The sequence below is a fragment of the Xanthomonas sp. NCPPB 2864 genome, from assembly GCF_056675615.1.
Genome location: NZ_JBWWVS010000002.1, coordinates 698935 through 723623 on the forward strand (window position 1 = coordinate 698935; position 24689 = coordinate 723623).

The window sequence follows — 24689 nt, forward strand, 5'->3', positions numbered from 1 at the left end:
AATCATTCCCAAAATAGCCGACCTTTCCAGCCTTCGGGATTGAAAGGTCCCGCCGGGGTATAGCGCAGTCTGGTAGCGCGCCTGCTTTGGGAGCAGGATGTCGGGGGTTCGAATCCCTCTACCCCGACCATTCCGAGCTCTTGACGGCGTGGGAATGCAAAGTTCGGTCCGGGCGCCCGTAGCTCAACCGGATAGAGCACCGGCCTTCTAAGCCGGCGGTTACAGGTTCGAGTCCTGTCGGGCGCGCCATCGGCGGTGCGGTAGGAAGTAGGTTTCAGTGGTGGCTGTAGCTCAGCTGGTTAGAGTACTGGATTGTGATTCCAGATGTCGGGGGTTCGAGTCCCCTCAGCCACCCCACTGATTGCAGGAAAAGTTGGACCCGATGCATCGCGGGGTGTTGCAACGACGCAAAAACGCGCATACAATGTGCGACCAGTTTCAGGGCCGTTAGCTCAGTTGGTAGAGCAGTTGACTCTTAATCAATAGGTCCAAGGTTCGAATCCTTGACGGCCCACCAAACAAAAGCACTTAGGCATCTGCCTAGGTGCTTTTCTTTTTGTGCTGAGGAAAAGATGACGCAAGGAATCGGCTGCAGCTTCGCTGTCGTCTCGGTCGGCGGCCGCGGCAACGCAGTGCTGATCTCGGCCGGGCACGATGTCTGGCTTGTGTCAGGTGCGCAATCGCCACCGGTCGTCGCTGCCCGGTCGAGCGAGCGCACATGAGGCCTGCTGTGTCCGGAGCATTGCGGCATTCGATCCTGGGCCAGGTTGGCGTCTTCGCGATCGTCGGTCCTCCGCTCGGCGGGCTGCTGGGCCTGGTGCTGTTGACCCGGTTCGACCTGCTGACCGCGTTGTTGATCGTTGCCTGGTCCTACGGCCTGGTGTTGCCGGTGATTGCCTGCGCCGCGGCGGGATGGCTGTGTGCGCGCATCTGTGCCTGGCGGTACCGTGGGCGCCCGCCAAACCTGCTGGTCCACGTTGGCATCGGTGCGTTGAGCGGTCTGCTCTCGACCGGGGTGATCGTGCTGCTGCTGGCGATCATCGGCGGCTGGTCGATGATGGCCGACCGCACGGTCATGCTGACGCTGCTGCAGTGTGGGTTGGCGGCAGGTGGCGCCTGCGCCGTGCTTGTCTGGCTGATGTGGTCGCGCCTGGCAGTGTCGCCTCGCGCGAGGTGACGGGCCGTCAGGCAACGTCCATCAGCACGCGCAGGAAGAGGTTCTTTGCTGCCCTGGATGGCGCTGACGGCCCCGAAGCGATGCGCTACGCCGGATCGGCGATGGGCAACTGCAGCCGTGGCCGCTTACGGCGCTGCGGCGGGCGCGGGCGCCGCGCTCTGCTGCATGCGTGGGAACGCCAGCGTAAAGCATGCGCCCTGGTCGGGCGCCGATGTCACTTCGACAAAGCCACCTGCCTGACGGACCGAGCTGTACACCTGCGCCAGCCCCAGGCCCGCGCCTTTGTCGGCATCCTTGGTGGTGAAATACGCTTCGAACAGGTGCGCCTGCACGTGCGCATCCATGCCATGCCCGTTGTCGGCCACGGCGATGGTGACGTAGCGCCCGGCCGGCCTGGCCAGGCTGGCCTGTTCTTCAGCGACCACGGCGTCGCCGGTCTCCACGCGAATGACGCCGCCACCCTGGCAGGCATCGCGGGAGTTGATCACCAGGTTCAGGATGGCGCGTTCCACCGTGTGGCGATCCACCATTGCGCAGCATCCACCTTCGGTGGTGCGCAGCTGCAATTGCAGATCCGCGCCGACCACCTGTTCGAGCAGGGGGCCGAGCTGTTCGGTCAAGGCAGCCAGGTCCACCGATTCCGGGCTGTACGGATATTGCCGCGAAAACCCGACCAGGCGCTGTGCCATGACCGAGCCATGTTGAAGCGCCGCGTCGGCCACGCTCAACAGCTTGGCATCGTGCGCATCGATCCTGGCGCGCTGTACCACCAGTTCGATGGCCGAGGTTGCCGCCTGCAGCACGTTGTTCAAATCGTGCACCACGCCGGCCAGCAGTTGTCCTACCGCTTCGCCCTTTTGCGCCTGCTCGGAAATCTTTTCGGCAGCGCTCTGTGCGGCGCGCGCAATGTCCAGGTCGCCTTCGATTCGCTCTTGCAGGTCGCGCAGGCTGTGCAGTTCGCTCGACAGCGAATGTTCGCGCGCGCGCGCCATGCGCAGCACGCCGCTGGAAAACGCGCGCTCTGCGGCCAGGGTCGAATCCAGTGTGCGAAACGCGGTCTCCAGCGCGCGGCGGTCGGAAATGTTCCTGCTCACCGCCAGGATTGCTTCGACCTTGCCAAGCGCATCGAACAGCGGGCTGGTGACGACCTGCCAGATCTGGCGCACGCCGGCGAAGTTCACGCCGGCGGCCTCGAATTCCTGGATCGAACCGGCACGGGAGCCGGCGATGGCCGCATCCACCAGCCCGGCTGCCTCCGCTGGCCACAGGTCGCGCCACTTCCGCGCGATCAGTTGATCCTGATGACTGGCGCCAAGCTCGGTCAGGCCATTGACGTTGATGGCCGTAATCCGCCCATCGAGGTCGATCTCCTTGATGCAGTCGCGGGACAGGGCCACGATCTGCCGATACCGATCTCTCATCGCGATGACTGCCTCTACTGGTGTTAACGGAATTTTAGCGAACCTAGGCTTTACCCAGCGCTAGCGGGGCGGAAGGTACGCCGCCAGGCCGGGTGGCATGATGAATGCATTTACCTTTAGTGTGTCGGATTCAGGGCCGCCTTGCATCGTGCTGCCCGTGCGGGCGGCAGGCACGCAAGCCGGCTCCTGTTTCTACCAGCCGCATCGCCCTCGCGATGCTTTTTCTTTCCCGGCATCCCTGCAACAATGGCCGGGCTGGCAGCATCGCGAAAGTGGCGGAATTGGTAGACGCACCAGATTTAGGTTCTGACGCCGCAAGGCGTGGGGGTTCGAGTCCCCCCTTTCGCACCAATGCAGTGCGGCCGTGCGTGTTCCGGCCGCTTCCCGCCGCAGGCCTGGGGGCTTTCCATTGCGCGGCGCAGTGACGCGTATTCCGCTGGCAGCGGCCGCCGTTATCGGCGAAACTACAAGGCTCGGCGGCTTTCTCGCCATCCGTCAACCCGCATCTTCCATCTCGTGCCGACGCTTGTGCAGTCGGTGGCAGGAGTCAACATGCAAGCATCGATCGAATCCACCGGCAATCTGGAACGCCGCCTGACCTTCACCCTGCCGCAGGAGCGCCTGGAGACGCATGTCGGTGGCCGCCTGCGCGAACTTGCGCGGACCACGCGCATCAAGGGTTTCCGCCCGGGCAAGGTACCCACCAAGGTCATCGAGCAGCGCTTCGGTCAGCAGGTGCGTGCCGAGGCGATGGAAGGCCTGCTGCGTGAGACCTTCGATTCGGCGGTGCGGGAGCATTCGCTGCGTCTGGCCGGCAACCCGCGTATCGACCAGGGCGAGAGCGATTTCGACTTCGTGGCCACCTTCGAAGTGGTGCCGGATTTTGGCGATATCGATGTGGCCAAGCTGTCGGTGGTGCGTCATACCGCCGAAGTGACCGATGCCGACATCGATCAGATGATCGAGAACCTGCGTTTGCAGCGCCGCACCTGGAACCCGGTCGAGCGCGGCGCGCAGGTCGGTGACCTGGTGGCACTGGAGACCTGGTCGCAGGCCGGCGACGAGCGTCTGCCCGCCGAAGGCGTGGAGACCGGCAGCAGCGTGCTGGGCTCGGGCGTGATGTTCGACCAGATCGAAAAGGGCCTGGAAGGCCTGGTCAAGGGCGAAGACAAGACCCTGACCATCGACTTCCCGGCCGAGTGGCGCGTGCCGCAGCTGGCCGGCAAGACCGTGCAGGTGCACGTCAAGGCGGTCGAGGTCTCCGAGCCGGTGCTGCCGGTGGTGGACAAGGAGTTCATCAAGAGCTTCGGCGTGAAGAGTGGCGATGCCGAGCAGTTCCGCGCCGACATCCGCACCAACCTGGAGCGCGAGCTCAAGGGCGCGCTGATGAACCGCCTGCGTCGCGAAGTGGGCGAGCAGCTGATCGCCGCCTATGCGCACGTGGAAATGCCGCCGCGTCTGGTCGAGAACGAAGCCCGTTCGATGCTGGCGCAGCAGGTCGAGCAGGTCCGCCGCAGCGGCCGCAACCCGGGCGAGATTCCGGCCGATGCCCATCAGGGTTTCATGGACGCGGCTGCCAAGCGCGTGCTGGTCGGTCTGCTGGTGGGCGAGGTGGCCCGTCGCAACGAGCTGCGCCTGGAATCCAAGCGCGTCAGCGAAACGCTGCGTCTGATCGCCTCGACCTACGAAGAGCCGGAGCAGGTCATTGAGATGTACCGCAACGACCCCCAATTGATGAGTGGACTGCAGAGCCGTGTCATGGAAGAGCAGGTGATCGACTGGATCGCCGAGCGCGCACAGCACACCGAGCAGTCGCTGTCGTTCCAGGACGCCATTCGGGTCTAAGGTAAGCGACCGCGTGACACCAACCCGCATCCCGATGGCTGGGATGCGGATGTCAAACCCGGGCATCGGCGCAAGCCGCTGCCACTACAGGAAGACTGATGAGCATTGTGACCAAAGCCCTGAACCTGGTGCCGATGGTGGTCGAACAGACCAGCCGCGGCGAGCGTGCGTATGACATCTACTCGCGTCTGCTGAAGGAGCGTCTGATCTTCCTGGTCGGTCCGATCGACGACCACATGGCCAACGTGATCGTGGCCCAGCTGCTGTTCCTGGAAGCGGACAACCCGGAAAAGGACATCAGCATCTACATCAATTCGCCGGGCGGCGTGGTCACCGCCGGCATGGCGATCTACGACACCATGCAGTACATCAAGCCGGACGTGAGCACCATCTGCGTCGGCCAGGCCGCCTCGATGGGCGCGCTGTTGCTGGCATCGGGTGCGGCCGGCAAGCGCTATGCGCTGCCGAACTCGCGCGTGATGATCCACCAGCCGCTGGGCGGCTTCCAGGGCCAGGCCACCGATATCGACATCCATGCGCGTGAGATCCTGACCCTGCGTTCGCGTTTGAACGAGATCCTGGCCAAGCACACCGGCCAGTCCCTGGAGACGATTGCGCGCGACACTGAGCGCGACAACTTCAAGAGTGCGGTCGATGCGCAGGCCTATGGCTTGGTCGACCAGGTGCTGGAACGCCGTCCGGAAGAGTCGATCCAGCCGTCTTGATCGCCAGATTGCTGAAATTGCAGGAAAAACCGGCAGGGTCGGGCTGGGCGGATGTCCTCCCGACCCTGTGCTATTCTCGAAATCGAACCCCCGTGCATCGGGTGGGGTAACTGGGTAACAGAAGCATGAGCGAAGACCGCCAAGGTCGTTCCGGCGACAGCAACAAGATTCTCTACTGCTCGTTCTGCGGTAAGAGTCAGCATGAAGTCCGCAAGCTGATTGCCGGTCCCAGCGTATTCATCTGCGATGAGTGCGTTGAGCTGTGCAACGACATCATCCGCGAGGAACTCGAAGAGAAGGCGCAGTCGGCACGCTCCAGTCTGCCCAAGCCGCGCGAGATTCTTGAGGTGCTGGATCAATACGTGATCGGGCAGTTGCGCGCCAAGCGCACGCTCGCCGTGGCGGTGTACAACCACTACAAGCGTATCGAGAGCCGCAGCAAGAACGATGACGTCGAGCTGGCGAAATCCAACATCCTGCTGGTCGGTCCGACCGGCTCGGGCAAGACGCTGCTGGCCGAAACGCTGGCGCGCCTGCTCAATGTGCCGTTCACGATCGCCGATGCCACCACGCTGACCGAAGCCGGCTATGTCGGCGAGGACGTGGAAAACATCATCCAGAAGCTGCTGCAGAAGTGCGATTACGACGTCGAGAAGGCCCAGCAGGGCATCGTCTACATCGACGAAATCGACAAGATCTCGCGCAAGAGCGAGAACCCGTCGATCACCCGCGATGTGTCCGGCGAAGGCGTGCAGCAGGCGCTTCTGAAGCTGATCGAAGGCACGGTGGCCTCGGTGCCGCCGCAGGGCGGTCGCAAGCATCCGCAGCAGGAATTCCTGCAGGTCGATACCAAGAACATCCTGTTCATCTGCGGCGGCGCGTTCGCCGGGCTGGACAAGGTGATCCAGCAGCGTTCCAACGATGCTGGCGGCATCGGCTTCGGTGCCAAGGTCAAGAGCAGTGAGCGCAAGCAGGAAGTTGGCAAGATCCTGGCCGAGGTCGAGCCGGAAGATCTGATCAAGTTTGGCCTGATCCCCGAGTTCGTCGGCCGCCTGCCGGTGGTCGCCACGCTCGAGGAACTGGACGAGCCGGCGCTGATCAAGATCCTGACCGAGCCCAAGAACGCCATCACCAAGCAGTTCAAGAAGCTGTTCGACATGGAAGGCGTGGAGCTGGAGTTCCGCCCCGATGCGCTGTCGGCGATCGCCAAGAAGGCGCTCAAGCGCAAGACCGGCGCGCGAGGTCTGCGCACCATCGTCGAATCGGTGCTGCTGGATACGATGTACGAGCTGCCCTCGCAGGAAAATGTCAGCAAGGTGGTGGTGGACGAGTCGGTGATCGAGCACAAATCCGAGCCGTATCTGATCTACCAAGCGCAACCGGCGCCGGCCAAGGCCGCGTCCGGCGACTGAGGCCTGGATGCCGTCGCGCCGGGCCCCGGCCTCGCTCGCGGATAAAGGGTTTCCGAACGCTACTTGCAACACCTGGCCGATGGCCCCATAACGGGGCCATCGGCTTTTTTTACGCCCCAAAACCCCCATTCCTGCGGAGCGCCCCATGGCCCAGTCCCAACCAGAAGTTCTCGATCTGCCGGTGTTGCCGCTGCGCGACGTGGTGGTGTTTCCGCACATGGTGATTCCGCTGTTCGTCGGCCGTGACAAGTCGATGCGCGCGCTGGAAAAAGCCATGGAGGCGGACAAGCGCATCCTGCTGGTTGCGCAGAAGTCGGCCGAAACCGACGACCCGACCGCCAGCGACCTCTATACCGTCGGCACGCTCGCGCAGGTGCTGCAGCTGCTCAAGTTGCCCGACGGCACCATCAAGGTGCTGGTCGAAGGTCTGTCGCGGGTCACCGTCGACAAGGTCGTCGAGCTGGATGGCGCACTGCAGGGCCAGGGCATCGAGATCGAAGCCAGCGACGCGCGTGAGCCGCGCGAGGTGGAGGCCATCGCACGTTCGCTGATGTCGCTGTTCGAGCAGTACGTCAAGACCAACCGCAAGCTGCCGCCGGAGCTGCTGCAGACCCTGGCCGGCATCGACGAGCCGGGCCGTCTGGCCGACACCATCGCCGCGCACATTGGCGTGCGCCTTGCCGACAAGCAGCGCCTGCTGGAAATCACCGAGATCGGCGAGCGGCTGGAGCTGCTGGTCGGGCTGGTGGACGGCGAAATCGACGTGCAGCAGCTGGAAAAGCGCATCCGCGGCCGCGTCAAGTCGCAGATGGAAAAGAGCCAGCGCGAGTACTACCTCAACGAGCAGATGAAGGCGATCCAGAAGGAGCTGGGCGATTTGGACGATGCGCCGGGCGAGCTGGAGGAGCTGGCGCGCAAGATCGCCGAGGCGGGCATGCCCAAGCCGGTCGAGACCAAGGCCAAGGCCGAGCTCAACAAGCTCAAGCAGATGTCGCCGATGTCCGCCGAGGCGGCCGTGGTGCGCAACTATCTGGACTGGCTGCTGGGCGTGCCGTGGAAGAAGCGCACCAAGGTCCGCAAGGACCTGAAGGTCGCGGAGGACACCCTGGACGCCGATCACTACGGACTGGACAAGGTCAAGGAACGCATCCTCGAGTATCTGGCGGTGCAGTCGCGCGTGAAGCAGATGAAGGGGCCGATCCTGTGCCTGGTCGGGCCGCCGGGCGTGGGCAAGACCTCGCTCGGGCAATCGATCGCCAAGGCGACAAACCGCAAGTTTGTGCGCATGAGCCTGGGCGGTATCCGCGATGAGGCCGAGATCCGTGGCCATCGCCGGACCTATGTCGGTTCGATGCCCGGCCGCCTGGTGCAGAACCTCAACAAGGTCGGCAGCAAGAATCCGCTGTTCCTGTTGGACGAGATCGACAAGATGTCGATGGACTTCCGCGGCGACCCGTCCTCGGCGCTGCTGGAGGTGCTCGACCCCGAGCAGAACAACTCCTTCAACGACCATTATCTGGAAGTGGACCTGGACCTGTCGGAGGTGATGTTCGTCGCCACCTCCAACTCGCTCAACATTCCCGGTCCGTTGCTGGATCGCATGGAAGTCATCCGCATCCCCGGCTACACCGAGGATGAGAAGCTCAACATCGCCATGCGTTACCTGGTGCCCAAGCAGATCAAGGCCAACGGCCTGAAGCCGGAAGAGATCGAGATCGGCAGCGATGCGATCCAGGACATCGTGCGTTACTACACGCGCGAATCGGGCGTGCGTAACCTTGAGCGCGAAGTGGCCAAGATTTGCCGCAAGGTGGTCAAGGAGATCGCGCTTGCCGGCCCGCAGCCGGATGCCAAGAAGGTGGTCGCCAAGAAGGGCAAGCCCAAGGCCCTGGTCACGGTCAACGCGAAGAATCTCGACAAGTATCTGGGCGTGCGTCGCTTCGATTTCGGCCGTGCCGAAGAAGAGAACGAAATCGGCCTGGTCACCGGCCTGGCCTGGACCGAAGTCGGCGGCGAGCTGCTGCAGGTCGAGTCCACGCTGGTGCCGGGCAAGGGCAACCTGATCCTGACCGGTCAGCTCGGCAACGTCATGAAGGAATCGGCATCGGCCGCCTTGTCGGTGGTGCGTTCGCGCGCCGAGCGACTCGGCATCGACGTGGATTTCCTGCAGAAGCAGGACGTGCACGTGCATGTGCCCGATGGCGCGACACCGAAGGATGGCCCGAGCGCCGGTATCGCGATGGTGACCTCGCTGGTGTCGGTGTTGACCAAGGTGCCGATCCGCGCCGATGTGGCGATGACCGGCGAGATCACCTTGCGTGGTCGCGTGTCGGCGATCGGCGGCCTGAAGGAGAAGTTGCTGGCAGCGTTGCGCGGTGGCATTCGCACCGTGTTGATCCCCGACGAGAATCGCAAGGATCTTGCCGACATCCCGGCCAACGTCACGCGCGATCTGAAGATCGTGCCGGTCAAGTGGATCGACGAAGTGCTGGATCTCGCGTTGGAACGTCCGTTGGCACCGAAGAAGGCGGGCAAGGAAAAGGCCCGCAAGACGGCTTCGCGGGTTGCGGTCCGCGGCAAGTCGCGCACTACTCCCGGTACCCGCGTCAAGCACTAAAACCGCTTGTCTAAACCCAGGCAAAACAAGCCAAAACCCGCGTCGTTATTGGGTTTTGGCTTGCGTGCGGTTGGGGGCGCTGGTATAAATGCACGACTCGTGGGCGCGGCAAATTGTGATGCGTCATGCGATACCACTTGTGTCGGGTTCTTCGCTAACGGCAAGAGCGCCGATTGTCGATTCCGCGGCATCTGCCGCAAAGGGAGTTTCAAGAATGAATAAAACCGAATTGATCGATGGCGTTGCCGCTGCCGCTGACATCTCCAAGGCTGAGGCCGGCCGTGCTGTTGACGCGGTTGTGAGCGAAATCACCAAGGCGCTGAAGAAGGGCGATGCCGTCACCCTCGTCGGCTTCGGCACCTTCCAGGTCCGCGCGCGCGCTGAGCGTACCGGCCGCAATCCGAAGACCGGCGACAGCATCAAGATCGCTGCTTCGAAGAATCCTGCATTCAAGGCTGGCAAAGCCCTGAAGGATGCAGTAAACTAATCGACTCGCTAGGGTGCTTAGCTCAGCGGTAGAGCGTCTCCCTTACACGGAGAGGGTCGGGGGTTCGAAACCCTCAGCACCCACCATTAAGCACCAGGCAAATGTTTCAAGCGCGGAGCGGTAGTTCAGCTGGTTAGAATGCTGGCCTGTCACGCCGGAGGTCGCGGGTTCGAGTCCCGTCCGCTCCGCCAGTTATACCGAAGCCCCTGAGCGATTGGGGGCTTCGTTTTCTCCACCGGATTCGCATTGCGGAAATGGTGGAGAAGCAGCAGTCCAAGTTTGAAGCGGAGCGGTAGTTCAGCTGGTTAGAATGCTGGCCTGTCACGCCGGAGGTCGCGGGTTCGAGTCCCGTCCGCTCCGCCAGTTATACAAAGCCCTCGGCTCCGTGCCGGGGGCTTTTTTTTTGGCCGCTATGGCGGCAATTGCGCGCCGAAAGCCATGTCGGATCCGGTGCGGTGCGGGATTGGGCTGGGTGCCCGGCGTCAGGCGCGTTACACTGCGCGGCTCGCCCACAGGCCGTGATTTGCCAATGCTGCAGAAACTTCGCGACAAGACGTCAGGCTGGATCGCTACCGCCATCCTGGGGTTGCTGATGATTCCGTTCCTGTTCGTCATCGACAACAGCTACCTCGGCGGCATTGGCGCCAATAACGTGGCCAAGGTGCAGGCACCGCCGACATGGTGGAAATCGGCACCGTCGTGGTGGCCGGTCTCGCTGCTGTGGCAGCACCATGAAATCAGTACCCAGGATTTCCGCGCCCGCTTCGAGCAGGCACGCATGCAGGAGCGGCAGCGCCAGGGCGAGAATTTCGATCCGCGCACGTTCGAATCCCGCGAAAACAAATTGCAGGTGCTCGACCAGTTGGTCGACGAGCAAGTCGTGCGTCTGGGTGCCGAAGATGCCGGCATCGTGATCGGCGATGCGACGGTGCGCGATTACATCGCCGGCATTCAGGCGTTCCAGGTCGACGGCAAATTCAGCCCCGACCAGTACCGCGCTGCACTTGCGCAGGGCACGCCGCCGCGCACGCCGGCGCAGTTCGATGCGTTGGTGCGCGACAGCTTGCAGCAGTCGGTGATTCCGCAGGCGATTGCCGAGTCGGGCTTTGCCACCAAGGCCGAGTTCGAGCGCTTGCTCAAGCTGATGGGCGAAACGCGCGACGTGCAGCTGGCCATGCTGCCGCCACCGGCCGCCGATACCGCGCCGGTCAGCGATGCACAGATCAAGCAGTGGTACGACGGGCATACCCAGGATTTCCGTCAGCCGGAGACGGTGACGATCGAGTATGTCGAACTCGATGCCGCCAAGTTGCCGCCGGCAACCGCCGCTGACGAGGCGACGCTGCGCAAGCGCTATGACGAAGAGAAGGCGCGTTTTGTCGAGCCGGATCAGCGTCTGGCATCGCACATCCTGATCACCGCCGGTAGCGATCCTGCCGCGCAGAAAGCCGCCGAGGAAAAAGCGGCCAAGCTGGCTGCGGAAGCCAAGCAGCCCGGCGCCGATTTCGCCGCATTGGCCAAGGCCAATTCGCAGGACCCTGGTTCCAAGGGCGCTGGTGGCGATCTTGGCTGGGTCGAGAAGGGCACGATGGTCAAGCCGTTTGAAGATGCCTTGTTCTCGATGAAGGCTGGCGAGGTGGTCGGCCCGATCAAGAGCGAGTTCGGTTACCACGTGATCCAGCTGCGCGAGGTCAAGGGCGGCCAGGGCAAGTCGTTCGAGCAGGTGCGCGATCAGCTCGCCGCCGAGCAGCTCAAGGCCGATGCCGACAAGGCATTTACGGATGTGAGCGGCAAGCTGGTGGATCAGGTCTACAAGAATCCCACCGCGCTGGAGCCGGCAGCCAAGCAGGTCGGTCTGCCGGTGCAGACGTTGGGTCCGTTCTCGCGCGCCGATGCCAGCGGTATTGCGGCCAATCCGGCGGTGCTGCGTTCGGCATTCTCCGAAACGCTGGTGCAGGACGGCACGGTGAGCGATCCGATCACCATCGGTCCGAACCACAGCGTGGTGTTGCGTGTGACCAACCACACCGCCGAGGCGGCCCTGCCGTTGGACAAGGTGCGCGAGAAGGTGATCGCCGCCGTCCGCGCGGACCGCACCGAGAAGGCCGCCGCAGCGGCTGCCGACGCGTTGCTGGCACGTGTGCAGAAAGGCGAGACCCTGCAGGCGCTGGCCGCCAGCGAGAAGTTGCAGGTGCAGCCGATTCCGGGCTTGCCGCGCACCGCGCCGATTCCGACGCCGGCGGCAAACCGCGCCATCTTCAGCGCGCCGCGTCCGACCGACGGCAAGCCGTCGGTGGGCAAGGTGGAGCTGGATGGCGGGCGCTTTGCGGTGTTTGTCATCAACAAGGCGACCCCAGGCGACCTGAAGCAGATGCCGGCCGAGCAGCAGACCATGCTGCGCGAGCAGCTGAGCCAGATCGACGGCAACAATGCGGCGCAGGCGTACGTCAAGGAAATGCGCAAGCGCTACAAGATCCAGATCGAAGAGGCGCAGCTGTAACCGCTGCTGTTCGACTGGTGGAGAAAGAGCCCGGGGAACCGGGCTTTTTCTTTGGCCGATGCCGTCGTGGGCAGGTGCCAGCGTTCGTGTGGGGTATCCCGCCGCTGGCGCTGCGGCGAGTCTGTGGTCGCGTGGACCAGGCACTGGATGCCCGCAGCAACTGGCACAGGCACTGCGATGGCCCGCCGCAACTGATCTGACGTCGTGCGTATTGCCATCCGTTTGGGATAGGTCTGCCGGGGTTGCGGATTTCGCGCGTCATGCTTGCAGGCGTGCGGTCGCAAAGACGTGCGTCATTTAGCGCGCTGATCTGCCAGGCCAATCTGCCAGGCCAGAAAAGCCAGTCTCGGGTTGCGCGTTTGGTGCGCCTACGGGTGGCTGCCTGTCGGTTGGCGGCAGACGCTGCAAGCGCGCTCGATCAACTGCGATGTCGGTCGGCTTGCAACGATAGCGGGCCAATCGGCTGCGAGTACGCCCGTTTCCGATTCCATACGGCGTCGCAAGCAGCGCACGCAAAAGGTAAGTGTCAGGCGCTCTCTTCGCAGCCGACCTACGCCTGCGCAGCGCGGCGCTCAACTTCCCCGTGCAAGGTCGACGAAAAGCATGCCGCTGTGGTGTCAGCGGCGCCGGAACGGCGCCGGAGGCAGGCGGCTTAGGTCAGGGTGTGTCGTCGAACGACAACACCATGCCGGGCTTCAGCACGGCACGCTTGTCCAGGCCATTGCTGGTCAGCAGTGTCGTGACTGTCACGCCATAGCGGCGTGCGATGGCCCAGGCGGATTCGCCGTTGCGGACCGTATGCGTGGTGCGCGCCTGTGGCCTGGAGGCATCCGTCGTCGCGGCGGCAACGACCGTGGGAGTGGCAGCGCTGTTGTCCGCAGTGCTGCCCGTGTCGGCAGATGCGACCGCGGCACCTGTAGCACCTGGCTGCGCAGGCGCGATCGGGGCGAGCACATGCACGCCGCGCGGTGCGGCGCGCGCGCTGGCCAGCGCCGGATTCAGCCGGGCCAGCAGCTGCGGCTCGATGGCGCGTTGTCCGGCGAAGGCGTTGAGGCTGGTGCCGGCCGGCAATGCATGTTCGGTGAGTACCGGTACCGGGCGGTCGAGCGAGGTCAGCAGATTGCCCTGCTGCTGCGCATGGTCCAGCACACAGGCGAGCGCGTGCAGCTTTTCCACGTACTCGTAGGTGACCTTGGACATGCCGGGCAATTCGGACGGGCGAGCGTTGTGCGCGTTCATCCCGGCCGTGCGCATGGCCTGCAGCACGCGATACTCGCCCGCGTTGTAGGCCATCAGCGCCAGGCGCCAATCGCCGCCGAACATGCCATACAGCGTCTTGAGATAACGCACCGCCGCCGTGGTGGAGTCCACTGCCGAGAGGCGTCCGTCGTATTGCGCGCCAACCGGCACATGGTGGTTGCGCGCAGTGGTAGCGATGAACTGCCAGAGGCCGGCGGGGCCACTGCCGTTGCGGGCGCCCGGGCGGTAACCGCTCTCGACGAACGGAATCAGCGCAAATTCGGTCGGCATGTCGGCTTCGCGCAATTCATCGACCACGTAGCCGAACAGCGGCAAGACATCCTGTGCGTCGTCTGCCAGACGGGCCGGCGCGCGCGAGAAATGTTGTTCCCAGCGGGTATCGCTATGTTCGCTGTCGCAGCCTGGATCGGCGCGACCGTCCAGGAACGACGAAAAGATCTCCCGACCGTTGCGCACCTGGGGTGTGGCGGTCTGGGCGATCGAGCTCTCTGCGGGTTTGGAGCGGCTTGCGTCGTTGGACGATGCGGCTGCGGGTGCGATGACCGCTGATGCGGTCAGCACTGCCAGAAGCAGGCGCCTCATGCGCGAAATTCGTCTTTCCAGCGCCGAAGTTCGGCGAAAACGTCAACTTCAGAGGAAATTGCCCCACCTGCGCGAGATGCCACCGCAGCGCGGATTTCGGGACTGCTGGTGCGTAAGAACGGATTGGTGGCCAGTTCACTCTTGAGCGAAATCGGCAGGGTAGGACGGGCTGCATGACGCATGGCCTGGGCTTCCTGTTGACGGCGCTGCAAGGCAGCGTTGGTGGGATCGACGTGCAGCGCAAAGACCGCATTGGCCAAGGTGTATTCATGGCCGCAACACACGAGTGTTTCGCCAGGCAGGGAGGCCAGGCGCTGCAACGCGTCGAACATCTGAGGAGCGGTACCTTCGAACATCCGCCCACAGCCTAGGCTGAACAGGGTATCACCGCTAAACAGATGGCGTTCGGTGACGAAGGCGATATGGCTGCTGGTATGGCCGGGCACTTCCAGCACATCGAAGCTGTTGCCAAGCAGGCTCAAGCGATCACCCTGGCCCACCCGGTGGGCATCTGCCGGGATGCGTTGGTCGGCCGGACCGTACAGTGCAAGGTCCGGCCAACGCTGCTGCAGCGCTGCCACGCCGCCAATGTGGTCGGCATGGTGGTGGGTCAGCAGGACGGCGCTGGGGCTGAAGCCTTCGCGCTCTGCGGCGGCGAACACCGGCTCGGCTTGGCCCGGATCGACGATGACTGCGCGGCCATCGCTGGCGACCAGCGCCCAGATGTAGTTGTCGTCGAATGCGGGCAGGGCGGTCAGTCGCATAGAATTGGGACCATGCCTGCCACGCCATTCTCCCGTCAAGCTGGCGTCTCATCCTGGTTTGAAACAGGTGCAGGGCGCAGCCTGCTCCTGCTGGAGCGCAAATTGGCGCTTGCGGCGTTGCAAACGCGTCCCTCGCAGCCCTGGTTGTGGCTGACGCCGACGCCCGAGCTGCCGCCGCGCGAGCTGCTGCAAGGGCGCGGGCTGCGGCTGACTCGCAGCGCTGGCCGCTTTGCGGGCGATGCGCGTTGCGCCATGCCGTTTCCGTTGCCGACCGAAAGCCTGCAGGCCATCGTGGTGCAGCATGCGGTGGTGGGCGGCGCGGCGGAATTCCTGGCCGAATGCGAGCGGTTGCTGATGCCGGGCGGACGGCTATGGCTGTTCACGCTCAATCCGCTGAGCCCGTACCGCTTTCGCTGGGCGCGGCGCGGTCCGGTGGCGCTGCGGCCGGATCGCTGGCGGCTGCTGGCGCAGCGTGCGGGGCTGCAATGCGTGGAGACCGAGCGCTACCTGGGGCCGATCTGGCGCACCGGGCGTGGCGTTACCGGCACCGATCGCGCACCCTGGCGCGCGGTGTATCTGCTCGAAGTGGAAAAGCGCGCCGCCGCTTCGATCGGGCCGACCCCGATCGCGATGCCCTCGCGCTGGCCGCAGCCTGTAGCCACGATCTGACGACCGACCACTTTCCAAACACCAGAAGCTGATGAAATCCATTGAAGTGCATACCGACGGCTCCTGCCTCGGCAATCCCGGGCCGGGCGGTTGGGCGGCCCTGTTGCGTTACAAGGGCCGCGAGAAGGAATTGTCCGGCGGCGAAGCCACATCCACCAACAACCGCATGGAGTTGATGGCGGCAATCATGGCGCTGGAAACGCTCACCGAGCCATGCCAGATCGTGCTGCATACCGACTCGCAATACGTACGCCAGGGCATTACCGAGTGGATGTCCGGCTGGGTGCGCCGCGGTTGGAAAACCGCCGGCGGCGACCCGGTCAAGAACCGTGAACTGTGGGAGCGCCTGCATGCGGCCACGCAACGCCACAGCATCGATTGGCGTTGGGTGAAAGGCCACAATGGCGACCCGGACAACGAGCGCGTCGACGTGCTCGCCCGCAATCAGGCCATCGCCCAGCGCGGTGGCAGCGCAACCGCGTAAGCAATCAGCAAGAGGATTCATGCGTCAGATCATTCTCGATACCGAAACCACCGGCCTGGAATGGCGCAAGGGCAACCGCGTCGTCGAAATCGGTGCGGTGGAGCTGCTGGAGCGGCGCCCGAGCGGCAACAACTTCCATCGCTACCTGAAGCCCGATTGCGATTTCGAACCGGGTGCGCAGGAAGTGACCGGGTTGACCCTGGAGTTCCTGGCCGACAAGCCGCTGTTTGCCGATGTGGTCGAGGAGTTCCTGGCCTACATTGACGGCGCGGAGCTGATCATCCACAACGCCGCGTTCGATCTGGGCTTCCTGGACAACGAGCTGTCGCTGCTGGGTGACAACTACGGCCGTATCGTCGAGCGCGCCACCGTGGTGGATACCCTGATGATGGCGCGCGAGCGCTATCCGGGGCAGCGCAACTCGCTGGATGCCTTGTGCAAGCGCCTGGGCGTGGACAACTCGCATCGCCAGTTGCATGGCGCCTTGCTCGATGCGCAGATCCTGGCCGATGTGTACATCGCGCTGACCTCGGGCCAGGAAGAGATCGGCTTTGCCAGCGCCGATACCGGCCAGCGCAGCGAGCATGGCGAGGGCATGATCACCTTCGATCCGGCGTTGCTGTTGCCGCGCGCACGGGTGGTGGTGACCGCGTCGGAGTCGCAGGCGCATGAGGCGCGTCTGGCGTACCTGCGCAAGAAGGCCGGGCGCGCGCTGTGGGATGCGCCGGTTGAAGAGGTGGCTGCTGCCGGGTAGTGCGGCTGTCGGCAACGGGTGTCCGGCTGTCGCGTGGGGCGGCGATGTGGTGGGAGTGGTGCAGTGCGCCGCTGAAGCCTGGCGATTCTGGGCGTGAGTAGCGCGCTGCCGTGCAGGTTCGATGTCAGCGCTTGGCGCGGCTAACAGCTACTTCGATCCGGTCTATTGCGGAGCGCGATGAGCTTGCTCTTGGCTGTAGGCCGGTGATCTGCGGCCTGGCTGCAGGGCCCTTGCCCGCCGACCCTCGCGGGACACGCCGCAAGTACGTCCGTGTAGGCTCTTACGCGGCATCCATGCCGCGTCAGGTCCCGCGACGGTGGGCGGGCAAGGACTTGTCGAGATGGTCGGTGTGCATGGTATTCAACTAGGCAGCCGACTCACGCTCTGGTGCAGTGCTCTCGACGCCTCCGGGATCCTTGGCGGCCTGGATGCTGCCAGGAAGTCTTCAGGGCTAGATTGACGGCGTGGTCCGCAGGCGGTGAGGACATCGCGCCCTCGACCGACCAGGCGTTTGTCTGCATCCAACCATATGCGGCCAACGAAATTCTGCGCTCACCGCCAGCCGGGCGCTCGCTAGGCCTTGTTGGCCGCTTTCAGTAGCTGCGCACCAGGATCGCAGTGATGTTGTCCGAGCCGCCGCCATCGAGTGCGGCGGCGACCAGGCATTCGACACATTCCTGCGCGCTGCAATCGGCCTGCGACAGGGTCGCGGCGATCGCGGCATCGTCGACTTCTTCGGTGAGACCGTCGCTGCACAGCAGCAGTTGCATGCCGGATTTGAGCTCACCCTGCATGGTGGCGACATTGAGGTGGACCGGATCGGTGACGCCCAGCGCCTGGGTCACCACGTTGCGATGCGGATGCGCGCGTGCCTGCTCGCTGGTCAGCGTGCCCTGGGCGATCAGTTCCTGCACATAGCTATGGTCCTGGCTCAGCTGCGCCAGCCGGCCGTCGCGCCACAGATATGCGCGGCTGTCGCCGACCCAGGCCACTTCGAAGCGCTGGCCCAGCACGCGCGCAGCGACGACAGTGGTGCCCATCGGCAAGGTGTCGTTGCAGCGACGCGAGGTCTTGATGATCTCTTCGTCGGCGATGCGTACCGCCTGGGCCAGCGGGGTGCCGGCGCGCACCTCGCGCACGATGGTTTCGCGCGCCAGGGCGCTGGCCACTTCGCCGCAGGCATGCCCACCCATACCATCGGCCACTAGCCACAGCCCCAGCTCGCTGTCGCCGTAGTACGTGTCCTCGTTGAGGTCACGGCGCAGGCCGACATGGGTAAGGTGTCCGAATTCGAGCATGGGGGCGGGTCGCCAAGGAAGGAGGTGCGTGACCATCATCGCGGCGCGGCCGGCCCGCAGCAACACGCCGATCGCCGGTGCCGCAGGGCGGGTTCACGCCCGGACCTTCGATCGTGCCGGCGATGCCGGCCCGGGCCGCTTGTGGCTGGGCGCCGGTGCCCGTATGATGCACGGCCCCGGGACACTGGGGACCATCTGGAGAGGTGGCAGAGCGGTTGAATGTACCTGACTCGAAATCAGGCAGGCGTTTATAGCGCCTCGGGGGTTCGAATCCCCCCCTCTCCGCCAGATTGAGGCGAGCAGTTGTGCCAGTGCCGCGTGAGTTTCGCCGGCGGCATTGGGGGGTGAGAAGCCCCGGGTTCGACAGACAGCAGCGCTGTCTGCACGGCGAAGCCGCCCGCAGGGCGAAGGCACGAAATGCCGAGTGAATCCCCCCTCTCCGCCAGATTCGCATCAGCCCCCGCAAGGGGGCTTTTGTTTATGTGTCGCCGCCGCGCGCTGCTGCGCTGGCTACAATCCGCCCGATATCCGTTGGAGGCCTGTCATGTCCGAGATCCTGGTGCCCGTGTCCTTTGGTGAGCTGCTCGACAAGATCGCGATCCTGCAGATCAAGTCCGAGCGCATGAGCGACCCCGTCAAGCTGGCCAATGTGCGCAGCGAGCTGTCCGCGCTGGAGACCAGCTGGATGGCGCATCCGGCCGCCGGCCACGACATCGTGCGTCTGCGTGCTGCGCTCAAGGCCGTCAACGAGCGGCTGTGGGTGATCGAGGACGACATCCGGCTCAAGGAGCAGGCGCAGACCTTCGACGACAGCTTCGTGCAGCTGGCGCGCAGCGTCTATATCGAAAACGACGAACGCGCGCGCATCAAGAAAGAGATCAACCTGGCGCTGGGTTCGTCGTACGTGGAAGAGAAGTCGTATCAGGACTACCGCGCTAGCGGTGTCTGAGAGCCGCTGACTGCAGGTCTGCGTAACCGATACACGTGGTGGTCGGTGGGTGCGCGGCGCTTTCTGGTGCGCCGCCACACTTCGAGTCGGCCGGCACCGCGGTGATTGGCTGCCGCGGACGTGAGCCGGCGGTGTTTGGCTCCTGCTTCCCGGCTGTCCTGGGCGTCTGCACCGCGGCGCAGCGCGCAGCTGCGCCGCGATTGAACGCCTGTTCGAGCGACGATCCGACGCCGATTCTCAGCGCGGATGATCGCTGCGATAACGCTCGAATGCGGCGATTGCATCGTCCACAGTGATCAGCGCCATCACCTGGTCGAATTCGATCTTGGTGCCCCATTTCAGTTGGTCGGCCGGCTTGCCCAGGTATTTGCGGGCGGCCGCGTCGTAACGGTCTACGCAATAGCGCACGTCCGAGTACGGGCCGCTGCGCAGCGGGTTGCTGGCCGCATGCAGGCCCAGCACCTTGGTGCCCATCGCGTTGGCGATGTGCATCGGCCCGGAATCAGGGGTGACCACCAGATCGGCGCGGGCGAGCAGGGCGGGGAGTTGTTTGAGCGTGTCCTTGCCGACCAGGTCCAGCACCGGCGTGCGCGCGGCCGCGACGATGGCATCGGCGGTGCTGCGTTCCAGCTCGCTGCGGCCGCCGCACAGCACGACCCGCCAGCCTTGCGCTGCGGCATGGTCGGCCAGCGCGGCATGGCGGTCGGGATACCAGTTGCGGCGTGCGTGGCTGGAGCACGGCGAAATCATCAGCACCGGGCGGCTATCGTCGTCCCATTGCGCGCGTGCCCAGCGATGCGCCTCGTCGGGGACCGGCAAGTCCCAGCGCACCTGGGTCTGGGTCAGGCCGAGCGGCTGCGCGAAGCTGCCGATGGCGTCGAGTACGTGGATGCCAGGGCGGTCGGCGATGCGTTCGTTGACGAACAGGCCGTGCAGGTCCTTGGAACGGCTGCGGTCATAGCCGATCCGTCGCCGCGCCGGCACGAAGGCCGACAGCACATTGGCGCGTAAGGCCACCTGCATCTGCAGCAGCGCGTCGAAGCGACCCAATGGCGCCAGCGACCGGCGGAGCGCGCGCATACCGGCCACGCCGGTGCGCTTGTCGTAGGCATGGAACTGCACGCCGGGCAGGCCGTCGAGCAATTTCAGCCCGGCCTTGTCGATGATCCAATGCAGCTGGCTTGCCGGAAACCCCGCCTGCAAGGTGCGCACCAGCGGCACCACATGGGTGACGTCACCCAGGGCGGACAGGCGCAGCAGGCATAACGAGGCGGGCGTAGAAGCCATGGTGTTGTTAGACTCGATAGATGGTTTCTTTCGACGCCACTGAAGCGCTGGCGCCGTACCGCGAAGGCCGCGGCTATGGCGCCATTCTGTTCGACCGCGAACGGCTGCGGCAAGCCGATGCCGGGCTGTTTTCGCCGCAACGCTGGGGTGACAGGGCACGGCCGGTCGACGAAGGCGGACGGGGTGGGGCGTGGTTCGTGGATGCGCCGTTCGGTCACAGCGTGTTGCGGCAGTACCTGCGCGGCGGCATGGCCGCGCGCGTGAGCCGCGATCACTATATGTGGAAGGGCGCCGGGCGCACGCGCAGCTTTGCCGAGTTCCGGCTGATGCGCGAACTGCTCAAGCGCAAGTTGCCGGTGCCGCGCCCGTTGGCGGCCTGTTATCTGCGCGAGGGGCTGAGTTATCGCGCTGCATTGTTGATGGAGCGCCTGGAGAACGTGCGCTCGCTCGCCGATCATGCGCAGGTCGCCGGGCGCGGTGCGCCGTGGGAAGAAACCGGGCGGCTGATCGCGCGCTTTCATCGCGCCGGCCTGGATCATGCCGATCTCAACGCGCACAACATCCTGTTCGATGCCGGCGGGCATGGCTGGTTGATCGATTTCGACCGCGGCGTGTTGCGCATTCCGGCTACGCGCTGGCGCGAACGCAATCTCAAGCGCCTGCATCGCTCGCTGCTGAAATTGCGCGGCAACCGCAGCCGAGAAGAGGTCGACAAGGATTACGAACGCCTGCACCGCGCGTACGAACTGGCCTGGGGCCGGGGCTACTGATGAACTGGGCATTGCGGGTGCAAGGGGTCGGCAATGCGTCAGCGGTGGCGCTCGGTTCGCCGATGGCCACCATCGAGCGCGCCGGCGCGCCGTGGCTGACCATCGATTGCGGCAGCGAAGGGCTGACCGCCTACCAGGCCCAGTACGGTCATCTGCCGCAGGCGGTCTTCATCACCCATGTGCACCTGGACCACGTCGGCGGGCTGGAACGGCTGTTCGTGGACAGCTATTTCTCCCAACGCCGCGGCCGCACGCGCCTGTACGTGCCGGCGCCGGTGGTGCCGTTGCTGCAGCGGCGGATCGCCGACTACCCGAACGTGCTGGCCGAGGGCGGCGCGAACTTCTGGGATGCCTTCCAACTGGTGCCGGTCGGCGACGCGTTCTGGCACGACGGGGTGCGGCTGGAAGTGTTCCCGGCGCGCCACCACTGGCCGGAGACCGCCTACGGGCTGCGGCTGAAGGGGGCGCTGGTCTGGAGCGGCGACACCCGGCCGATCCCGGAAATGCTGGCCCGGTATGCCGATGACAGCGAGCTCATCGCGCATGACTGCGGCGTTCACGGCAACCCGTCGCATACTGGGGTGGACGATTTGGAGCGGGAATACCCGCAGGACCTGTTGAGCCGCATGCTGCTGTACCACTACGCCAGCGACGCCGACGGCGACGTGCTCCGCGCACGCGGCCATCGCGTGGCCGTGCCTGGTCAACATCTGCCGCTGGCGGAGCCGACTGCCGCCATGGTGCCCTGATGAGCGCCCTGCTGTTGCCGAACCTGACCGCCGCGCCGATGCAGGACCGCTATGGCCGGCCGCTGCGCGACCTGCGTCTGTCGGTCATCGAGGCCTGCAATTTCCGCTGCGGTTACTGCATGCCGGCCGATCGCGTGCCCGACGACTACGGATTCGATGCGCAGCAGCGCCTGAGCTTCGATCAGTTGGAAACGCTGGTGCGTGCCTTCGTCTCGGTCGGCGTCACCAAGGTACGCCTGACCGGTGGTGAGCCGCTGTTGCGTCGTGATCTGCCCAGCCTGATTGCGCGCCTGACCACGATCGAGGGCATCGAGGATCTGGCGCTGACCACCAACGGCACCTTGCTCGCGCGTCAGGCGGTGGCGCTGCGCCAGGCCGGGCTGCGTCGGATCACGGTGAGCATGGATGCGCTGGATCCGGAGCTGTTCAGACGCATGAGTGGCAACCGTGGCGAGATCGCGCAGGTACTGGCCGGTATCGCCGCTGCCGAGCAGGCCGGCTTCCAGCGCCTGAAGATCAACTGCGTGGTGCAGCGCGGCGTCAACGAAGATCAGGTGCTGCCCCTGGTGGAACACTTCCGTGGCAGCGGCCATGTACTGCGCTTCATCGAGTTCATGGATGTGGGCAGTTGCAATGGCTGGACCGCCGATGCGGTGGTGACTTCGGCGCAACTGCACGCGCGCATCCACGCGCGCTGGCCATTGCTGCCGCTGGATGCCAATTACACCGGCGAAGTGGCGCAGCGGCATGCATTTGCCGATGGCGCCGGCGAGGTGGGTTTTGTCAGTTCGGTCAGCGTGCCGTTCTGCGGTGATTGCCAGCGCGCACGCGTGTCGGCCGACGGGCAGTTGTACACCTGCCTGTTCGCCAGCCAGGGCCATGACCTCAAGCCGGCCCTGGCCGAGGGCGAGCATGGATTGTCCGAGCATCTACGTGCGCGCTGGAGCATACGTGGCGACCGCTACAGCGAGGTGCGCGCATCGACACCGCGCCGTGGCAAGCCGGTGGAGATGTTCCTGATCGGCGGGTAAGGCACTGCTGTTCCATCCAGGCGCCCCGTTCACCGAGAATGTCGCATCCTGAGCGCCTGTCATCGTGTCGTTTCCCATGCCTGCAAAATCCCGTTCCGCACGCCTGACCCACCTGGACGATTCCGGACTGCCCACGATGGTGGATGTCTCGGACAAGGCGGTCACCGCGCGCAGCGCCACCGCGCAAAGCCGGGTGCGTTTTCCGGCCGCCGTCGCCGCGCAGTTGCGCGCCAACGGCTTGCGCAGCGCCAAGGGCGGCATCGTGGAAACCGCGGTGATCGCCGGCACCATGGCGGTCAAACGCACGCACGAGTTGATTCCCTTCTGCCATCCGTTGCCGATCGATGCCTGCCGGTTCGAGATCGACTGGGCGGGCGAGCAGCTGCTGGACATCCGTTGCACGGTGCGCTGCGTGCATCGCACCGGTGTGGAAATGGAAGCGCTCACCGGCGCCAGCGTGGCGGCCCTGACGGTCTACGACATGTGCAAGGCGTTGTCGCACAGCATGAGCATCGGCCCGACCAGGCTGGTGTCCAAGCGCGGTGGCAAGCGCGATATCGGAGCAAACCAATGAGCACGACAGTGACGGTGCTGTATTTCGCCAGCTTGCGTGAGGCAGCGGGCATTGCCAGCGAGCAGGTGCAATCGCAGGCGCAGGACCTGCGCGCGCTATATGCCGAACTCGATACGCGCCATGGCCTGCGCTGGATGCCGGCGCAGCTGCGCGTGGCGGTGGATGGCGCGTTTGCGCGCTGGGAGGACGGCGTGCGCGATGGCAGTGAAATCGTGTTTATTCCGCCGGTGTCGGGAGGTTGAGCATGAGCGAGCAGACTTCCGCCCTCTTTGCGCTTTCCGACGTGCCTTTGCCGGTCGACAGCTTGCGCGCTGCGCTGGAGCACCCGCATGCCGGCGCATTCGCCAGTTTCGAAGGCTGGGTACGCGACCACAATGAGGGCCGCAGCGTGGCCGGGCTGCGTTACGAGGCCTACGCCGCACTGGCGCAGGCCGAAGGCCAGCGCGTGCTCGACGAGGCAATGGGTCGGTTTGCCATCGTCAACGCCTACTGCGTGCACCGCGTGGGCGAGCTGCGCATCGGCGACATGGCGGTATGGGTCGGCGTCAGCGCGGCGCATCGCGGCGCCGCATTCGATGCCTGCCGCTTCATCATCGACGAGGTCAAGGCGCGCGTGCCGATCTGGAAGCACGAACATTACCTGGAAGGCGATGCCGGCTGGCTGCATCCGGAGTCGCAGACGCAGTAGCGCGTCTTGCAGGTCAGGCGCTGCGGGAACATCAAGAGATCAGTTGGTGTCCGCCGGTTGAGCGCGCCGGAAAGTGCCTGACGCTGCGCATATTTCCGAGCCATCGCTGCAGCCGGTGCAAATCACTGGCCAGCCTTGAGCATGGCCGCGAAGTGCCGCGTCGCAGTGGCGGCTTCACACCGTCAGCATTACGCGCCGAATGCGTGCGGCATCTGTCGATGCGCCATCAGTCTGGGTTGGGGTGGTGTCCCCGCCGGTTGACCTCGGCGCCCGCATCAATCGATACCGTTGCTGCCTTCCGGCCCTGGCGGGATTTTCGATCTAGCGTCGCGAGGGACCGACGGGGCCACCATAAGACGTGGGTCACTGGCGTGACCCTGGATCCATGCAATCGCATTGCAGGATCATGAAACTGGCGGAGAGAGGGGGATTCGAACCCCCGAAGCGCGGTTTAGACGCTTACACACTTTCCAGGCGTGCTCCTTCAACCACTCGGACACCTCTCCGTACCTGCCGTGCGACCAGGTCGTCGGCAGGAGCGGGATTCTAGCCGCCACGGGCGCCATTAACAAGGTAAAGGATCTGCCGGTCGGGCGTGACGGTGCCAGCGCAGGTGTCTGGCCGGCCCCCGACGCTGTCCGGCAGT

At 64.8% G+C, this 24689-nt stretch carries 22 protein-coding genes, 10 tRNA genes and 1 other RNA gene; 26 read left to right on the top strand and 7 right to left on the bottom strand.

Going from position 1 to position 24689, the window contains the following annotated elements; genetic code table 11:
- Positions 1–53: 53 nt before the first annotated feature.
- The 5 genes from AC1KVE_RS08060 to AC1KVE_RS08080 all read left to right on the top strand — a co-directional run bounded on the left by AC1KVE_RS08060 (position 54) and on the right by AC1KVE_RS08080 (position 1177).
- A tRNA-Pro gene (locus AC1KVE_RS08060) sits at positions 54–130 on the top strand.
- 42 nt (positions 131–172) lie between these two features.
- A tRNA-Arg gene (locus AC1KVE_RS08065) sits at positions 173–249 on the top strand.
- A 31-nt stretch (positions 250–280) separates the two neighbouring features.
- Positions 281–357: transfer RNA gene (locus AC1KVE_RS08070), tRNA-His, on the top strand.
- Positions 358–441: 84 nt separating this feature from the next.
- Positions 442–517: transfer RNA gene (locus AC1KVE_RS08075), tRNA-Lys, on the top strand.
- Between the two features lie 201 nt (positions 518–718).
- Positions 719–1177 carry a hypothetical protein gene (locus AC1KVE_RS08080; protein ID WP_481092832.1) on the top strand — a complete coding sequence of 153 codons (459 nt, stop codon included), beginning with the start codon at positions 719–721 and terminating at the stop codon, positions 1175–1177.
- A 125-nt stretch (positions 1178–1302) separates the two neighbouring features.
- On the opposite strand, the gene AC1KVE_RS08085 is transcribed toward AC1KVE_RS08080, so the two are convergent.
- A complete protein-coding gene (locus tag AC1KVE_RS08085) occupies positions 1303–2598 on the bottom strand; it encodes a sensor histidine kinase (protein ID WP_104541546.1) in 1296 nt (431 codons plus the stop codon).
- Positions 2599–2864: 266 nt separating this feature from the next.
- Between AC1KVE_RS08085 and AC1KVE_RS08090 the strand changes: the two genes are divergently transcribed.
- From AC1KVE_RS08090 to AC1KVE_RS08135, 10 genes are all read left to right on the top strand, one after another.
- Positions 2865–2949, top strand: a tRNA-Leu gene (locus AC1KVE_RS08090).
- A gap of 201 nt (positions 2950–3150) precedes the next feature.
- On the top strand, positions 3151–4443 hold the full coding sequence (gene tig / locus AC1KVE_RS08095; RefSeq protein WP_104608469.1) for a trigger factor: 1293 nt from the start codon (positions 3151–3153) through the stop codon (positions 4441–4443).
- A gap of 98 nt (positions 4444–4541) precedes the next feature.
- Positions 4542–5168 (top strand): ATP-dependent Clp endopeptidase proteolytic subunit ClpP, encoded by a 627-nt coding sequence (clpP, locus tag AC1KVE_RS08100; RefSeq protein ID WP_002806026.1) that lies wholly within the window; start codon positions 4542–4544, stop codon positions 5166–5168.
- 125 nt (positions 5169–5293) lie between these two features.
- Positions 5294–6580 carry an ATP-dependent Clp protease ATP-binding subunit ClpX gene (gene clpX / locus AC1KVE_RS08105; RefSeq protein WP_003483788.1) on the top strand — a complete coding sequence of 429 codons (1287 nt, stop codon included), beginning with the start codon at positions 5294–5296 and terminating at the stop codon, positions 6578–6580.
- Positions 6581–6725: 145 nt separating this feature from the next.
- The gene (gene lon / locus AC1KVE_RS08110) at positions 6726–9197 is read left to right on the top strand and encodes an endopeptidase La (RefSeq protein WP_016904733.1); all 2472 of its coding nucleotides are present in this window, start codon (positions 6726–6728) and stop codon (positions 9195–9197) included.
- Positions 9198–9411: 214 nt separating this feature from the next.
- Positions 9412–9684 (top strand): HU family DNA-binding protein, encoded by a 273-nt coding sequence (locus AC1KVE_RS08115; RefSeq protein WP_024938423.1) that lies wholly within the window; start codon positions 9412–9414, stop codon positions 9682–9684.
- An 11-nt stretch (positions 9685–9695) separates the two neighbouring features.
- Positions 9696–9770: transfer RNA gene (locus AC1KVE_RS08120), tRNA-Val, on the top strand.
- Positions 9771–9798: 28 nt separating this feature from the next.
- Positions 9799–9875 (top strand) — tRNA-Asp (locus AC1KVE_RS08125).
- A 95-nt stretch (positions 9876–9970) separates the two neighbouring features.
- A tRNA-Asp gene (locus AC1KVE_RS08130) sits at positions 9971–10047 on the top strand.
- 166 nt (positions 10048–10213) lie between these two features.
- Positions 10214–12184 (top strand): peptidyl-prolyl cis-trans isomerase, encoded by a 1971-nt coding sequence (locus AC1KVE_RS08135; protein ID WP_102581887.1) that lies wholly within the window; start codon positions 10214–10216, stop codon positions 12182–12184.
- 657 nt (positions 12185–12841) lie between these two features.
- On the opposite strand, the gene AC1KVE_RS08140 is transcribed toward AC1KVE_RS08135, so the two are convergent.
- Together AC1KVE_RS08140 and gloB are read right to left on the bottom strand one after the other, a co-directional pair.
- Positions 12842–14026, bottom strand: coding sequence for a lytic transglycosylase domain-containing protein (locus AC1KVE_RS08140; RefSeq protein WP_184455162.1), 1185 nt, complete (start codon positions 14024–14026; stop codon positions 12842–12844).
- A complete protein-coding gene (gloB, locus tag AC1KVE_RS08145; RefSeq protein ID WP_184455170.1) occupies positions 14023–14790 on the bottom strand; it encodes a hydroxyacylglutathione hydrolase in 768 nt (255 codons plus the stop codon). Before gloB ends, AC1KVE_RS08140 begins: the two co-directional genes overlap by 4 nt.
- A gap of 12 nt (positions 14791–14802) precedes the next feature.
- On the opposite strand from gloB, the gene AC1KVE_RS08150 reads away from it, so the two are divergent.
- From AC1KVE_RS08150 to dnaQ, 3 genes are read left to right on the top strand one after another with little or no spacing between them, the layout of a single operon-like run.
- The gene (locus AC1KVE_RS08150) at positions 14803–15459 is read left to right on the top strand and encodes a hypothetical protein (protein ID WP_024938427.1); all 657 of its coding nucleotides are present in this window, start codon (positions 14803–14805) and stop codon (positions 15457–15459) included.
- A gap of 31 nt (positions 15460–15490) precedes the next feature.
- Positions 15491–15943 (top strand): ribonuclease HI, encoded by a 453-nt coding sequence (rnhA, locus tag AC1KVE_RS08155; protein ID WP_184455180.1) that lies wholly within the window; start codon positions 15491–15493, stop codon positions 15941–15943.
- Between the two features lie 19 nt (positions 15944–15962).
- Positions 15963–16697, top strand: a complete 735-nt coding sequence (gene dnaQ / locus AC1KVE_RS08160; RefSeq protein WP_024938429.1) for a DNA polymerase III subunit epsilon — start codon at positions 15963–15965, stop codon at positions 16695–16697.
- A 593-nt stretch (positions 16698–17290) separates the two neighbouring features.
- Here dnaQ and AC1KVE_RS08165 read toward each other — a convergent pair.
- The gene (locus tag AC1KVE_RS08165) at positions 17291–17995 is read right to left on the bottom strand and encodes a PP2C family protein-serine/threonine phosphatase (RefSeq protein WP_024938430.1); all 705 of its coding nucleotides are present in this window, start codon (positions 17993–17995) and stop codon (positions 17291–17293) included.
- Positions 17996–18192: 197 nt separating this feature from the next.
- On the opposite strand from AC1KVE_RS08165, the gene AC1KVE_RS08170 reads away from it, so the two are divergent.
- Positions 18193–18283, top strand: a tRNA-Ser gene (locus AC1KVE_RS08170).
- Positions 18284–18539: 256 nt separating this feature from the next.
- Positions 18540–18944, top strand: a complete 405-nt coding sequence (locus tag AC1KVE_RS08175) for a DUF6165 family protein (RefSeq protein ID WP_039530440.1) — start codon at positions 18540–18542, stop codon at positions 18942–18944.
- 237 nt (positions 18945–19181) lie between these two features.
- On the opposite strand, the gene AC1KVE_RS08180 is transcribed toward AC1KVE_RS08175, so the two are convergent.
- Positions 19182–20231, bottom strand: a complete 1050-nt coding sequence (locus tag AC1KVE_RS08180; RefSeq protein WP_184455183.1) for a glycosyltransferase family 9 protein — start codon at positions 20229–20231, stop codon at positions 19182–19184.
- A 20-nt stretch (positions 20232–20251) separates the two neighbouring features.
- On the opposite strand from AC1KVE_RS08180, the gene AC1KVE_RS08185 reads away from it, so the two are divergent.
- The 6 genes from AC1KVE_RS08185 (at position 20252) to AC1KVE_RS08210 (ending at position 24043) form a co-directional block, all read left to right on the top strand.
- The gene (locus AC1KVE_RS08185) at positions 20252–21001 is read left to right on the top strand and encodes a 3-deoxy-D-manno-octulosonic acid kinase (protein WP_184455185.1); all 750 of its coding nucleotides are present in this window, start codon (positions 20252–20254) and stop codon (positions 20999–21001) included.
- Positions 21001–21750 carry an MBL fold metallo-hydrolase gene (locus tag AC1KVE_RS08190; protein WP_016902535.1) on the top strand — a complete coding sequence of 250 codons (750 nt, stop codon included), beginning with the start codon at positions 21001–21003 and terminating at the stop codon, positions 21748–21750. The genes AC1KVE_RS08185 and AC1KVE_RS08190 overlap by 1 nt, the downstream gene beginning before the upstream one ends.
- Positions 21750–22781 (top strand): GTP 3',8-cyclase MoaA, encoded by a 1032-nt coding sequence (gene moaA, locus AC1KVE_RS08195; RefSeq protein ID WP_024938435.1) that lies wholly within the window; start codon positions 21750–21752, stop codon positions 22779–22781. Before AC1KVE_RS08190 ends, moaA begins: the two co-directional genes overlap by 1 nt.
- 76 nt (positions 22782–22857) lie before the next feature.
- Positions 22858–23355, top strand: a complete 498-nt coding sequence (gene moaC / locus AC1KVE_RS08200) for a cyclic pyranopterin monophosphate synthase MoaC (RefSeq protein WP_047128244.1) — start codon at positions 22858–22860, stop codon at positions 23353–23355.
- The gene (locus AC1KVE_RS08205; RefSeq protein ID WP_184455188.1) at positions 23352–23597 is read left to right on the top strand and encodes a MoaD/ThiS family protein; all 246 of its coding nucleotides are present in this window, start codon (positions 23352–23354) and stop codon (positions 23595–23597) included. Before moaC ends, AC1KVE_RS08205 begins: the two co-directional genes overlap by 4 nt.
- The gene (locus AC1KVE_RS08210) at positions 23594–24043 is read left to right on the top strand and encodes a molybdenum cofactor biosynthesis protein MoaE (RefSeq protein WP_167708533.1); all 450 of its coding nucleotides are present in this window, start codon (positions 23594–23596) and stop codon (positions 24041–24043) included. The genes AC1KVE_RS08205 and AC1KVE_RS08210 overlap by 4 nt, the downstream gene beginning before the upstream one ends.
- Positions 24044–24290: 247 nt before the next feature.
- Here the strand turns inward: AC1KVE_RS08210 and ffs are convergent.
- Positions 24291–24387, bottom strand: an RNA gene (ffs, locus tag AC1KVE_RS08215) — signal recognition particle sRNA small type.
- A gap of 69 nt (positions 24388–24456) precedes the next feature.
- Positions 24457–24549: transfer RNA gene (locus tag AC1KVE_RS08220), tRNA-Ser, on the bottom strand.
- Positions 24550–24689: the final 140 nt, after the last annotated feature.